General features: G+C 72.8%; 12 protein-coding genes. 5 read left to right on the plus strand and 7 right to left on the minus strand.

The genetic code is table 11. The features are described 5' to 3' along the window. Positions 1-7 precede the first annotated feature (7 nt). On the plus strand, positions 8-445 hold the full coding sequence (locus tag ACWCSU_RS46340) for a PaaI family thioesterase (protein ID WP_449942712.1): 438 nt from the start codon (positions 8-10) through the stop codon (positions 443-445). Between the two features lie 327 nt (positions 446-772). On the opposite strand, the gene ACWCSU_RS46345 is transcribed toward ACWCSU_RS46340, so the two are convergent. From ACWCSU_RS46345 to ACWCSU_RS46365, 5 genes are all read right to left on the minus strand, one after another. Next, positions 773-2,080 (minus strand): SMI1/KNR4 family protein, encoded by a 1,308-nt coding sequence (locus tag ACWCSU_RS46345; RefSeq protein WP_449942713.1) that lies wholly within the window; start codon positions 2,078-2,080, stop codon positions 773-775. Positions 2,081-2,224: 144 nt separating this feature from the next. Continuing rightward, complete coding sequence (locus ACWCSU_RS46350) at positions 2,225-3,193, minus strand: TIGR04500 family putative peptide maturation system protein (RefSeq protein ID WP_449942714.1); 969 nt, start codon at positions 3,191-3,193, stop codon at positions 2,225-2,227. Continuing rightward, positions 3,190-4,167 carry an MvdC/MvdD family ATP grasp protein gene (locus ACWCSU_RS46355; protein WP_449942715.1) on the minus strand — a complete coding sequence of 326 codons (978 nt, stop codon included), beginning with the start codon at positions 4,165-4,167 and terminating at the stop codon, positions 3,190-3,192. Before ACWCSU_RS46355 ends, ACWCSU_RS46350 begins: the two co-directional genes overlap by 4 nt. A gap of 62 nt (positions 4,168-4,229) precedes the next feature. Continuing rightward, on the minus strand, positions 4,230-4,382 hold the full coding sequence (locus tag ACWCSU_RS46360) for a hypothetical protein (RefSeq protein WP_357696154.1): 153 nt from the start codon (positions 4,380-4,382) through the stop codon (positions 4,230-4,232). A gap of 140 nt (positions 4,383-4,522) precedes the next feature. Next, positions 4,523-5,242, minus strand: coding sequence for an aspartate/glutamate racemase family protein (locus ACWCSU_RS46365; protein ID WP_449942716.1), 720 nt, complete (start codon positions 5,240-5,242; stop codon positions 4,523-4,525). 111 nt (positions 5,243-5,353) lie between these two features. On the opposite strand from ACWCSU_RS46365, the gene ACWCSU_RS46370 reads away from it, so the two are divergent. Further along, positions 5,354-6,394 (plus strand): Lrp/AsnC family transcriptional regulator, encoded by a 1,041-nt coding sequence (locus ACWCSU_RS46370; RefSeq protein ID WP_449942717.1) that lies wholly within the window; start codon positions 5,354-5,356, stop codon positions 6,392-6,394. Here the strand turns inward: ACWCSU_RS46370 and ACWCSU_RS46375 are convergent, their stop codons facing one another. Both ACWCSU_RS46375 and ACWCSU_RS46380 read right to left on the minus strand, forming a co-directional pair. Continuing rightward, the gene (locus ACWCSU_RS46375) at positions 6,395-7,570 is read right to left on the minus strand and encodes an amidase (protein WP_449942718.1); all 1,176 of its coding nucleotides are present in this window, start codon (positions 7,568-7,570) and stop codon (positions 6,395-6,397) included. It lies immediately after the preceding gene. A gap of 111 nt (positions 7,571-7,681) precedes the next feature. After that, positions 7,682-8,557 (minus strand): LysR family transcriptional regulator, encoded by an 876-nt coding sequence (locus ACWCSU_RS46380; RefSeq protein WP_357696162.1) that lies wholly within the window; start codon positions 8,555-8,557, stop codon positions 7,682-7,684. 117 nt (positions 8,558-8,674) lie between these two features. On the opposite strand from ACWCSU_RS46380, the gene ACWCSU_RS46385 reads away from it, so the two are divergent. The 3 genes from ACWCSU_RS46385 to ACWCSU_RS46395 are packed head-to-tail and all read left to right on the plus strand — an operon-like array spanning position 8,675 to position 12,122. Further along, entirely contained in the window at positions 8,675-10,237 is a 1,563-nt protein-coding gene (locus ACWCSU_RS46385) for an amidohydrolase (protein WP_449942719.1), read from the plus strand. A gap of 14 nt (positions 10,238-10,251) precedes the next feature. After that, positions 10,252-11,211: an ABC transporter substrate-binding protein gene (locus ACWCSU_RS46390; RefSeq protein WP_449942720.1), complete on the plus strand. Its 960-nt coding sequence runs from the start codon at positions 10,252-10,254 to the stop codon at positions 11,209-11,211. Between the two features lie 2 nt (positions 11,212-11,213). Then, positions 11,214-12,122 (plus strand): amino acid ABC transporter permease, encoded by a 909-nt coding sequence (locus ACWCSU_RS46395; protein ID WP_449942721.1) that lies wholly within the window; start codon positions 11,214-11,216, stop codon positions 12,120-12,122. Positions 12,123-12,145: the final 23 nt, after the last annotated feature.

Here is a 12,145-nt window from a genome sequence, read left to right on the forward strand (position 1 = left end):
GGAAGGCATGACGGCAGACGCGGGCAGGCGTGGGATGTTCTGGGACATGCTGGCGGGCAAGGTTCCGCCGCCGCCCGCGGCGGCGCTGCTCGGCTGGGAGCTCGTCGAGGTCGATCCGGAGGCGGGCACGATCGAGGTGGCGTTCCAGGCGGGCGAGCGGTTCGCCAACCCGGTCGGCGTGGTGCAGGGCGGCTTCCTGGCCGCGATGCTCGACGACACGATGGGGCCCGCGCTGGTGGCGACGCTGCCGGCGGATCAGTTCGCGCTGACCCTCGACCTGCAGGTGCAGTTCCTGCGTCCCGCGCGGCCCGGGCGGCTCGTCGGGCGGGGGCGCGTGGTCAGGCGCGGCAAGGACGTGTGCTTCCTCGCCGGCGAGCTCCTCGACCCCGACGGCAGGACCGTCGCCACGGCGACCGCGACGGCCATGGTGCGGACGACGGGCTGACGGGGCCTTCGTGTCCGGCGTACGCGGAGCAGGTGGAGCAGCGGCCAGGCGGCGACCAGCGCGGCCCACCGGCCGTACTCCCAGGTCAGGAAGAGGTAGCCGATGCAGCCGGTGTACTCGCCGCAGTAGCGCGCCTCCACCGAGGGGATGAGGTTCGGCATCAGGACGGCCCACGCGACGAGGGCGACGGTGAGGACGATCCCCGCCGCGCCGGCCAGGACCAGCCTTCTGGCCACGCTCTGCGCGGAGGGTGCGACGGCCTGGGGGGCGATCATCCTCGCATCGTGACACCCGGGCACGGCGCTGTCGACAGGGGCGGCGGGCGGGTCAGGGGACGTCCCACTCCAGTTGGCCGGCGACCGCCTTCGGCTTCAGGTAGCCGATCGTTCCGCCGGTCTCCAGGGCGTCGGCGGTCGCCTTCAGCAGGGCGTGGTACGAGCGGATGCGGATGCCGCCGGGGGTGAAGCTCATGCTGCCCTCCTCGTCGGTCTCGCCGACGTCACGGCGTACGGAGTCGATCACGAGGCTGTCGCCCGAGCCGTCGGAGGCGATGGGGATCATGCGTCCGTCCCACCATTCGTCGCGGGGGTCGTCCGTGTCGTCGGTGGCGTCGATCCCGCACAGGACGCGCCAGTGGTCGCGGATCTCCCGGATGCTCTCGTTCCGGTTGCCCAGGAAGCCGAAGGGCCAGGTGCCCTCGGTGATGGCGGAACCGTTGTGGCGCAGCAGCGAGGCCCGTAGGTCGGCGGGGAACGACAGGCCCGTCTGCGCCTCGGCGACCGCGATGGTCGTGGCCTTTCCCGGGGCGCCGAGCGTGCGGTAGCTCTTGGGGGCGTTGACCTTGAGCCACGTCTCGATCCGCCGCCACTGCCGGTCGACCGCGCGGGTCACCTTGGGATCGATCTCGCGTACGTGCGGCTCGGCCGGCCGTGGACGGCAGTCGGCGTCGACCATCTCCTGGACGGAAGGCGGTTCCTGGGGTTCGGCGGGCTGCTGGTCGGCGGGCGCCGGCTCGGCGGCCTGGTCCCACCAGGTGTCCGGCTCCGAACCGCTTTCCACCGCCAGGTCGAGGTCCGTCACGCAGCGGACGCCGGCGTCCGCGTAGGCCGGGGCGCAGGGCACATTCTCGACCTCGGTCGCGGGGTCTCCTCCCTTGGAGAACACCGCCGACTCCAGGGCCTGCGCGGCCCCGGCCAGCACGACGATCGCCAGGCCCACCATGGCCCACCGGTTCAGGCGCCGCCGGGTGGCGCCGTCGAGGGGCGTCCTGTCGGCGAAGAAGGCGGCGAGGGCGGGGTTGTCGAAGAAGGTGGCCGATCTGGTGGCGTAGCGCTCGACGTCCGCCTTCGTCGGCGTCCCGAGGATGGGGGCGGGCGGCCACGGCGACGGCGCGCTCCCGGCGCCCGTCTCAGAGCCAGGCCGCGACGAACCCGGCCGCTCAGTGCCCGGCCCCTCAGAGCCCGGCCCCTCAGAGCCCGGCTGCTCGGGGACCGGCCGGGCGGAGTCCGGCCGGTCCGCCGGCGGCGGCGGTTCCGGTGTTCGGGAGCGGCGGACGAGCACGATCGCCGCCACCGCCGCGGTCACCGCCACGGCCGCCGCCGAAAGCGCCCACCATAAGCCCCGAGATGTGATCATCCGCCGCACGTGCGGCACAGTATCGGAAGGCACCGACACGTCCCGATGAATCACACCAACTGGCCGAATCCCGCCAAGACGAGCGCCGGACGCCTCTGAATCACACCAACCGGACGAACCCTGCCGAGACGAGCGCCGGACGCGTCAGAGCCAGTGCCAGGTGATGTGCGCCTCCCGGGCGGCGTCGGTCACCCATTCGTCGAAGGCGGCCTCGCCGGCGGCCTTCAGGGTGGCCGCGTCCGCGACGGCCTCCTGTCGTTCGAGGACCTGGCCGGTCAGGAAGCCCTCCTCGAAGGGGACCGGACCGGCGGCGCCACCGGGCGGCACGTCCCGCAGCGGTTCGGGCAGCTCGCCCGCCCACGTCCGGGTCCTGGTCAGCCGCAGGTCCCACCGTCCGGCCAGGGAACCGTCGAGCTCGGCGGCCTCGACCGGGGCGTCCGACAGCACCCAGGCCGCCCGTACCTGGGCGAACCGGTCACGATGGCGGTCCAGGTACGCGGGAGCCAGCTCGGCCCGCATCCGGCCGCGGAACCGCTGGTCCTTGGCGGTCATGGTCATGTGCTCGTGGAACGCCTCGGCGGTCATGCCCATCCGGTCCAGCCACTCCAGCATCGCGTCGTGCCCGAGCAGGCCGCGCCGCCTGCGGAACCCGTCCGCGGCCGCCTGGACCTCCTCCAGGCCGACGTCCTCCTGTTCGGCGGCGTTCCGCAGCACGCAGAACCGGACCAGTTCCTCCTGCGGCGACAGCCCGGGACGCGTCAGCGAACGCAGCATGAGCATCGCCTCGGACGCCGACACGTGCGTCCCGTTCACGGTCAGCACGTAACCGGCGGCCCAATGGGTCGAATGGTCCACCAGCCAGGACGTGCCGTCCTCGGCCTGCACGGCGAGCATGATGGTGCCGCCCGACGGGTGGTCGATCAGCAGGTCGTAGTCGACGACCGGCGAGCCGGGACGCGGGCTGGTCACGAGCTGGGCGCCGAGCCGCGGGTGCGCCTGGGCCCAGGCGGCGGCGGTGCGGCGGGCCTCCTCCACGGCAGAACGCCGGCGGGCCAGCCCGCGCAGCAGGTTCACGCCGCTTTCGAGGGCCGGGCCGAGGGAGAGCTGAGTCATTGCGCGTCCGTTTCTCCGGCCGTGAGCCAGTCGGCGATGGCGTCGCTGATGGGCAGGCCGGTCAGGTCTTCGATCCAGGCCCACTGGCCGTTGGGGTTGATCTCCAGGAAGACGTACTGGCCGTCGGGGGTGAGGATGAGGTCGATCACCCCGAACGACACACCCAGCGCGGCGACCAGGTCCACGCAGCGGCGGGCGACGTCGCCGGGCAGCCGGTGCACGCTGTGGCGGGCGCGGGCGAAGTCGTAGTGACGCCAGTCGTCGCGGGTGCGCGGCGAGTCCTGGGAGGCGATCTCGGCGGTGAACACCTGCCGTCCGACCACGGTGGCCCGCAGCTCCACCGCCTTGGGCACGTACGGCTGCAGGATGACCGGTTCGTGGACCATGCGCCCCCGGCCGCCGAGCGACCGCCGGTTCACGACGGTCGTGTAGACGGCGTGCGCGCCGCCGTCGATCGCGAAATTGGTGTGCTCCATCGCCTTGGCGATCAGCCGCCCGCCCGCGTTCTCGTAGGCGGGCACCAGCTCGGACGGGTCGTTGGTGACCACGGTCCGCGGCACGTCGAACCCCAGCCGCCTGGCCAGGGCCAGGTGGACCAGCTTGTTGTGCGCCCTGCGCAGCACCGGCCGGCGGGCCGGCAGCCAGCGCGCGTCCAGCAGGTCCCAGAAGCCGTCCGTGAACCACTCCGACAGCTCCGCCCCCCGCTCGCGGAGGTCGTCGGCGGTGACGTCGGCGGCGGCGCGCGGGCGTCCGGGACGCCGGGTCCAGACGGCCGTCGTCGTGGAGAGGTCGAAGACCTGCCCGTCCCTGGTCAGGACCAGCTCTTCCCCGTCCGCGCCGAACCGGACGGTGAGCCGGGCGGCGGACGGGTACTCGCCCGGGTCCCACCACAGGACGTCCGCGCCCCGGGCCTTCAGTTTGGGCAGGACGAGGTCCACGGTCGCGTCGCCGGGCTCGCTCAGAATCAGTAGCACGTGTCCCCCCAGCCGCGTGGGAGGAGGGCAAGCCCCTCCCACGCGGCCGCGAATCGTCTCTATCAGTAGTCGGAGACCCAGTCGGTGGGCGGGTTGCCGTTGGTGCCGTAGCAGCGCTGAGGACGCATGCCACCCGCGACGAGGCCGAGATCGACCTCCTCGATCACCGCCAGTTCGTCACCCAGATCGTCCAGACTCACGATCTTCTTGCTCATGGTCGTTACCTCCTTTCACAGTGAGCTGCGAGCCCCCCGGCTCGCGGACGCGCGAACACGTCCTCAGCTCATGTGCCAAGCCCACCATCCGGGGTTTGAAGGCGACTTGGATGTGACTTGAGAGGCAGGAGTGACCGGCGTCAGGCCCCCCGGGCCAGCGCCACGCGGACGACTTCGCGGGCCAGCAGACGGGCCGGGTCCATGACGGGGACGGGGACCGTGGCCGGGTCCAGGGCGAGCACCACCTCGGTGCACGCGGCCACCACGCGCTCCGCGCCGCGGGCGGCCATCGAGCGGGCCTGCGCCGCCAGCGCCTCGGCGTGCTCGCGGCCGGCGCGGCCACCCTTGACGGCGGCGATGGCGTCCATGACCTCGCGCTGGCCGGGCTCGTCCGGCTCGACCGGGGTGACGCCGTGCCGGCGCAGCGCGGGGCCGTACAGGTCGGCGCGGAGCGTGCCGGTGGTGGCCAGCAGCCCGGCGGCGCGGACGCCGTCGGCGGCGAGGGCGGCGGCGGTGACCTCGACGATGCTGACCAGCTCCAGCCCGGCCTCCTCGGCCAGGCGCGGCACGAACGCGTGCGCGGTGTTGCACGGCACGGCCAGCACCTCGCACCCGGCCCGGCTCAGCGCCCCGATGCCGTGCCGCAGTTGCGGGGTCGGGTCCTCACCGCGCCCGAGCAGGCTCGTCGACCGGTCGGGGACGCGGGGATCGCCCCAGATGACGACCGGCACGTGCTCCTGGTCGCCGGTGGCGCCGGTCGCGGCGGTCTCCTCCACGAGCTTGCCGTAGAAGTCGACGGTGGCGGCGGGGCCCATGCCGCCCAGCACGCCGACCATCCTGGCCCGGCCGAGCGCGGTCATCCGTGGGGCCTCCCTTTCCTGTGGCTTCCTCCGACGGCGGTCGGGCCCAGGATCGCGGTATAGGGTGTGCCGACCTCTGGAACGCAGCAATCAGACATCAAGGGAGGATCAGTGCAGGATTCCGGCGCCGAGCCGCCGTCGTTGCTGGCCGAGTCCGACCTTGAGCTCATCGACGCGCTGCAGATCAGCCCGCGGGCGAGCTGGGTGGAGGTGGGGGCGGCCGTCGGCGCCGACCCGGTGACGGCGGCCCGGCGCTGGCAGCGGCTCACGAGCACCGGCGAGGCCTGGACCTCGGTCGCCCTCGGCCCGCGCCAGATGCACGCGCTGAGCATGGCGTTCCTGGAGATCGACTGCGCGGCGGGCGCGGCGGCCGACGTCGCGGCGGCGCTGGCGCGCGAGCGCCACCTGATCACCGTGCAGCACGTGGCCGCCGGGCACGACCTGTTCGTGATCGCGGTGGCCCCGTCGCTGCCGGCCCTGGCCGATCACGTGCTCACGGCGCTGCCCCGGGTGCCGGGCGTGGCCAAGGTCCGCACGCACGTCGCCACGCGGGTGTTCGAGGCGTCGTGCCGGTGGCGGCTGCGGGTGCTGCCGCCGCGCGCCGCCGCCGCGCTGGCCAGGCGGCCGGCCGCGCCGGAGTCGGCCAAGGAGATGGACGAGATCGACCGGCGGCTGTTCACCGCCCTGCTCGCCGACGGCCGGGCGCCCTACGCCGAGCTGGCCAGGGTGGTGGGCACGTCCGAGCGCACGGTGCAGCGCCGGCTGACCAGGCTGGTGGCCACGGGCGACCTCGACTTCCGCTGCGACCTGGCGCGTTCGCACGCGGGCTGGCACTCGGCCGCGCTGCTGTGGCTGCGGATGCCCGACGCGCTGCTGGAGGAGACCGGCCGCGCGCTGCTCGGCTGGCCGGAGACGCGTACGTGCGCGGCGCTGGCCGGGCCGCGCAACATGCTCCTCACGGTGGGCCTGCACGGCGTGGCCGACCTGCATCCGCTGGTGGTGCGGCTGGAGGAGCGCTTCCCGCACGTGAACGTGGCCGACCGGCAGATCGTGCTGCGCCAGTCGAAGCTGTACGGGCGGCTGCTCGACCCGTACGGCCGGTGCGCCGAGGTCGTCCCGGTGGACCCGTGGAGCCTTCCGCGGGCCGCGTGATCAGCGGGGCTCGGGGACCGTCCCGCCGCGGGACTCCCTGCACATGCCCGCGCGCAGCACGGCGGCCTCGCTCGTGGCGACGAGCTGCAGGTCGCCGACGGCCAGGGCGGGCAGGCCGAGCGCCGACACCGTGGCGGTGATCCGGCCGACCTCGCCGCGTACGCGGGCCTCGTCGCAGCCGACCCGGGGCGCGGGGGCGCCGAGCGTCGGCATGACCAGCAGGTCGATCCCGGCCGTGTCCGCCGCGAACGCGGCCCGCAGCGCCGCCAGCCGCTCGACGGCCCGCCGGTGCTCCTCGTGGCCGATGCCGCCGGCGGCCGCCAGCTTGGCGCGTACCCCGGGGCTGTAGCGGGCGGCGCACTCGGGGAAGGTGCCCTCGTGCGTCCGGCGCGCCTGCGCGCTCACGATCGTCCAGTACGGTTCCAGCACCTCGGCGGGCAGGGCCACCTCGCGCAGCCGCGCGCCCAGCTCGGCGAAGTCCCCGGCCTGCCCGCAGCCCTCGGCGACGCCCACGACCAGCCCGGCCAGCGAGTCGGGTGGCTCGACGACCTCGCCGGTCAGCGCCTGCCAGACCCGGGCGCAGTCGGCGACCGAGGTGGTCATCGGGCCGACCACGTCGAAGGCCGGCGCGAGCGGCGCCACCCCGGCGGCGGGCACGGCCCCCGAGCGCGGGCGCAGGCCCACCACGCCGCAGCAGGCCGCGGGCATGCGCACCGAGCCGCCGGTGTCGGTGCCGAGCCCGAACCGGGCGATCCCGGCCGCGAGCGCCGCGGCGGTGCCGCCGCTCGAACCGCCGGGGGTCAGGCGCGGGTGGCGCGGGTTGCGCACGTCTCCCCAGTGCGGGTTCTCGCTGGTCACGCCCCAGGCGAACTCGTGCTGGTTGGCCTTGCCGACCAGCAGCGCGCCGGCCTCGTCCAGCAGTTCGACGCAGCGGGCGTCGGCCAGGGCCGGTTCGGCGCCGTACAGGGCGGAGCCTCGGGTGGTGGGCAGGCCGGCCACGTCGATCATGTCCTTGACCACGTACGTCCAGTTCCGCAGCGGCCCGCCCGGCGTGGGACGGACGTCGCGCCCGAGCCGGTCGAGCACGGGCTCGGGACCGGCCTCGATGAGGATGTCGTGCCCGCTGTGGAGGCGGATTGCCTCGGCGGACTGGGCGATCGCCGCCTCGCGTTCCACGGTGGAAGATCTCCTTAACCTTGCGCGGGCACGGCGACGCCAGGTGGTCGCGGCCCGGGGGGTGATCCGGCACATGCTGGCAGATCGGCCCTGGCCGCGTCGAGAGGCGGGTCAGACGGTCAGCGCGTCCAGGAGCCACTGGAGGCGGGCGGTCTCCCGGTCGGGATGGACCAGCGTGAAGATGCTGCGGCTGATGTTGAGCCATGGCACGTCGACCACCACGACGTCCTCGCCGTGGCCGCGCAGTGCGAGGTCGGGGATGAGGGCCGCGCCCACGCCCGCGCCGATCAGCGACAGAGTGATCTTGAAGTCGTCGGAGTGGCAGACCACGCGCGGGTGCAGGGACCAGTGGGCGAACAGGGCCTCGAAGAGCGTGGCGTCGCTGCTGGCCGGATGGTGCATGATCCACGGCAGGTCGACGAGCTGCTCGGCCCGGTACGGCGACAGGTCCGGCCAGAGCCTGGGCAGGACGAGCTTGTACCGGTCCTCGGCGATCCACCGCCTGTTCAGCACCGACGGCCACGACAGCCCGGTGTTGCCCACCTGGTAGACCACGGCGGCGTCCATCTCGCCGCCGCTGCCCAGGCGGGCGATGAGCTGGGACGACTCGGCGACCGACAGCCGGATCCCGGCCCGGTCCTCCGGTTCCATCTCCCGCAGGACCCCGGCCAGCACGTCGGTGAAGCTGGGGAACAGCCCGAGACGGATCTGCGGCTCGCTGTTGCGGTGCACCGCCTGGACGGTGGCCACCATGCGCTCGATGTCGGCGAGCACCGTCTCGGCCTGCCTGGCCAGCACCTCCGCCGCGCTGGTCGGCAGCACGCTGTGCGCGAAGCGGTCGAACAGCCGCACGCCGGTCTCGCGTTCCAGCGCGGCCATCTGCTGGGAGACGGCCGAAGAGGTGTATCCGAGACGATTCGCCGCGGCCGCGAACGACCCCAGACGCACTACCTCACCCAGTGTGCGCAGATGTTCTGGCTTGAGCATAAGCGTTCCTTGCCCTCAGCGCTGCTAAATGTCGTGTTTATATCGCTTCCTACTTCTTTCTGCCACTTCTACAGTGAGCCGCACCACCCCACCCGAAACCCCTGAGAGATCCATGACATGCGCGTATACCGCAACGCCACCATTCGCACCGGCACCAACGGCGCCCCCGCCGCCCAGGCCATGGCCGTGGACGGCGAGCTGATCGTCGCCGTCGGGAACGAGGCCGACGTGCGTGCGGCGGCGGGCTCGGGAGCCGAGCTGGTGGACCTCGAAGGCGCCGCCGTCCTGCCCGGCCTGTACGACGCCCACATCCACACGGCCCAGTACGCCCAGAGCCTCGGCGCGGTCGACCTGCGCGACGTGCGCTCCCTGGACGAGGCCCTGGCCAAGGTGGCCGAGCACGCGGCGACCCTGCGGCCGGGCGCGTGGCTGTTCGGCGGCCGGTGGAACAGCAACATCTGGAACCCGCCCGTCCAGCCCGACCGCAAGGCCCTCGACTCGGTCTGCCCCGACCTGCCCGTGGCGCTGCCCAACGTCGACGGCCACACCGTCTGGGCCAACTCCGCCGCGCTGCGGATGGCCGGGATCGACGCCTCCACCCCCGACCCGGTCGGCGGCGAGATCGTCCGGGACGAGTACGGGGAGCCCACCGGCATCCTGCGCGAGTCCGCCTCCTATCCGCTGCGCGCCCTCATGGTCTCCGGCGACCTGCGCGACCTGCTGCGCGCCGGCCAGGAGGAGCTGCTGTCGTTCGGGCTGACCAGCGTGCACGACATCGACGGCGAGGACTGCCGGGCCGCCTACCTGGAGCTGCGCGAGTCCGGCGAGCTGAAGATCCGCGTGCACAAGGCGATCCCCACGGTCGCCCTGGACGCCGCCATCGCCGAGGGACGCCGTACCGGCCAGGGCGACGACTGGGTCCGCACCGGCCCGGTCAAGGTGTTCAGCGACGGCGCGCTGGGCTCGCACACCTGCCACATGCACGAGGCGTTCGCCGGTGAGCACGACAACACCGGCATCGCGGTCACCCCGTACGAGGATCTCGTACGGATCTTCAGCAAGGCGGCGGCGGCCGGCATCGCGGTCGCCACGCACGCCATCGGCGACCGCGCCAACCGGCTGGTCATCGACGCCTACGAGGCGATCGGGACCACCGCCGGCCTGCGGCACCGCATCGAGCACGCCCAGCACCTGCGGCCCCAGGACCTGACCAGGATGGCCAGGCTGGGCGTCGTCGCCTCGATGCAGCCGGTTCACTGCACCACCGACATCGCCCTGGTGGACTCGCTGCTCGCCGGCCACGACCTGGCCTCCTACGCCTGGCGAGGCATGCTCAACGCCGGGGTCGCGCTGGCCTTCGGCTCCGACGCGCCGGTGGAGAGCCCCGACCCGTGGGCCGCCCTCTACGCCGCGGTCACCCGTACCAGGCAGGACGGCACGCCCGCCGGCGGCTGGCAGCCGGAACAGCGGCTGAGCATGGCCGAGGCGATCACCGCACACACCCTCGGCGCCGCGTACGCGGCCGGCGAGCAGGACCGCAAGGGCGTGCTCGCGCCCGGCATGCTCGCCGACTTCATCGCCGTGGACACCGACCCGTACCTGGAACCGCCGGAGGCGGTGCTGCGCACCCAGGTCCTCACCACCGTCGTCGGCGGCGAAGTCCGCTGGCAGCGATCCTGAAGGAGCACCCCCTCGTGAACATCCGCACCATCTCCGCCCTCGCCGCCGGCGCGCTGCTGGCCGCCACCACCGCCTGCGGCGCCCAGTCCCTGGACAGCGGCGGCGCCGCCGCCCCCGCGGACGGCGGCACGGCGGCGGTCACGCTCGACCAGGCTCCCACCGAGGAGAAGGCGGCCGACGTGATCAACGCCATCACCCCGGACAAGGACCTGGCCGCCAAGGCGCCCGCCCGCCTGAAGACGCAGGGGCTGAAGGTCGTCACGTCCGTCGGCTACCCGCCCATGGAGGTGTACGCGAGCGACGGCAAGACGGCGATCGGCTTCGACCCGGCGCTGGCCAGGGCCATCGCCAGGAAGCTCGGCGCCAAGGTGACCATCTCCGACGAGGAGTTCAACTCCCAGATCCCCGGCGTGCTCACCGGCCGCTACGACTTCGTCATCTCCTCGATGAGCGACACGCCGGAGCGGCAGAAGCAGGTCACGTTCGTGGACTACGTGCAGGCCGGCGCCGGTCTGCTGGTCAAGAAGGGCAACCCGGCCAAGATCAACGGCCCGGCCGACGTGTGCGGCAAGACGGTCTCCGTCGTCGACAACGGCTCGTCCATGGAGCTGGCCGAGCAGTACGACGCCGACTGCAAGAAGGACGGCAAGCCGGCCGTCAACATCCTGAAGTTCCCCGGCGACCAGGAGGCTCTGATCCAGGTCACCGGCGGCCGGGCCCAGGCCACCATCACCGACTACGTCGTGGCCGCCAGCAAGGCCGCCGACCCCAAGCTGGACGTCGAGGCGATGGCCCTGGAGGGCACCGAGAGCCCGTGGGGCATCGGCATGAAGCCGGACGACAAGGAGCTCGTCGAGTCGGTGAAGGGCGCCCTGGACTCCCTCATCGCCGGCGGCGAGTACGCGAACCTGCTGAAGGCGTGGAACCTGGACAAGCTGGCCGTCCAGTCCGCTGTCGTCAACGGCGGTAAGTGACCATGCGCACGGAACCCTTCACCGGGCCGTCCGGGGAGCACATCCCGGTCGCCAGGACGCGGCACTGGGGACGCCTGGCGGCCGCGGCCGTCGTGACGGCGATCGCCGGCTGGCTGGTCTACCTGGTCGTGGTGAACCCGCGCCTCGACTGGGGCAAGGTCGCCGAGTACCTGTTCAACGACCGCATCCTCGCCGGGATCTGGGTCACCATCGAGATCTCGGTGCTGGCGACCGTGCTGGGGCTGGTGCTCGGCGTCGTCGTGGCGATCATGCGGCTGTCGCACAACCCGGTGCTCAGCGGGCTGGCCACGCTCTACATCTGGTTCTTCCGCGGCACGCCGGTGCTGGTGCAGCTCATCTTCTGGTACAACCTGGCCTTCCTGTTCCCCGAGCTGGTGCTCAAGGTGCCGTTCACCATGATCGGCGTCAAGTGGGACACCAACCTGGTGATGACCGGTTTCACCTCGGCCATGCTGGGGCTCGGGCTGAACCTGGCGGCGTACTTCGCCGAGACCGTACGGGCCGGGATCCAGGCCGTCGACCACGGCCAGAGCGAGGCCGCGTACGCGCTGGGCATGACGCCGGCCAAGCGGATGCGCGTGATCGTGCTGCCGCAGGCGCTGCGCATCATCATCCCGCCCACCGGCAACGAGTTCATCTCCATGCTGAAGACCACGTCCCTGGTCTACGTGGTGGCCGGGCACGACCTGATGACCAACGCCAGCCAGATCTACAAGGCCAACAACCTGATCATGGAGCTGCTCATCGTGGCGAGCCTGTGGTACATGCTCATGACCGCCGTGGCGACCTTCCTCCAGGGCCGGCTGGAACGCCGGTTCGGCTCCGAGGCCGTACGGCTGGTCCGCGGCGGCGGGCTGGCGGCCCGGATCCTGCCCAAGGCGGCGGCGTGAAGCCCGTCGTGCACGCCACGGGC

This window comes from Nonomuraea sp. NPDC001699 (assembly GCF_053596455.1).

What these genes read in the sequence shown, in the direction of transcription:
- ACWCSU_RS46340 (WP_449942712.1), top strand. Translation starts at nt 8, where the DNA reads ATGACGGCAGACGCGGGCAGGCGTGGGATGTTCTGGGACATGCTGGCG.
- ACWCSU_RS46345 (WP_449942713.1), bottom strand. Translation starts at nt 2,080, where the DNA reads ATGATCACATCTCGGGGCTTATGGTGGGCGCTTTCGGCGGCGGCCGTG.
- ACWCSU_RS46350 (WP_449942714.1), bottom strand. Translation starts at nt 3,193, where the DNA reads ATGACTCAGCTCTCCCTCGGCCCGGCCCTCGAAAGCGGCGTGAACCTG.
- ACWCSU_RS46360 (WP_357696154.1), bottom strand. Translation starts at nt 4,382, where the DNA reads ATGAGCAAGAAGATCGTGAGTCTGGACGATCTGGGTGACGAACTGGCG.
- ACWCSU_RS46365 (WP_449942716.1), bottom strand. Translation starts at nt 5,242, where the DNA reads ATGACCGCGCTCGGCCGGGCCAGGATGGTCGGCGTGCTGGGCGGCATG.
- ACWCSU_RS46380 (WP_357696162.1), bottom strand. Translation starts at nt 8,557, where the DNA reads ATGCTCAAGCCAGAACATCTGCGCACACTGGGTGAGGTAGTGCGTCTG.
- ACWCSU_RS46385 (WP_449942719.1), top strand. Translation starts at nt 8,675, where the DNA reads ATGCGCGTATACCGCAACGCCACCATTCGCACCGGCACCAACGGCGCC.
- ACWCSU_RS46395 (WP_449942721.1), top strand. Translation starts at nt 11,214, where the DNA reads ATGCGCACGGAACCCTTCACCGGGCCGTCCGGGGAGCACATCCCGGTC.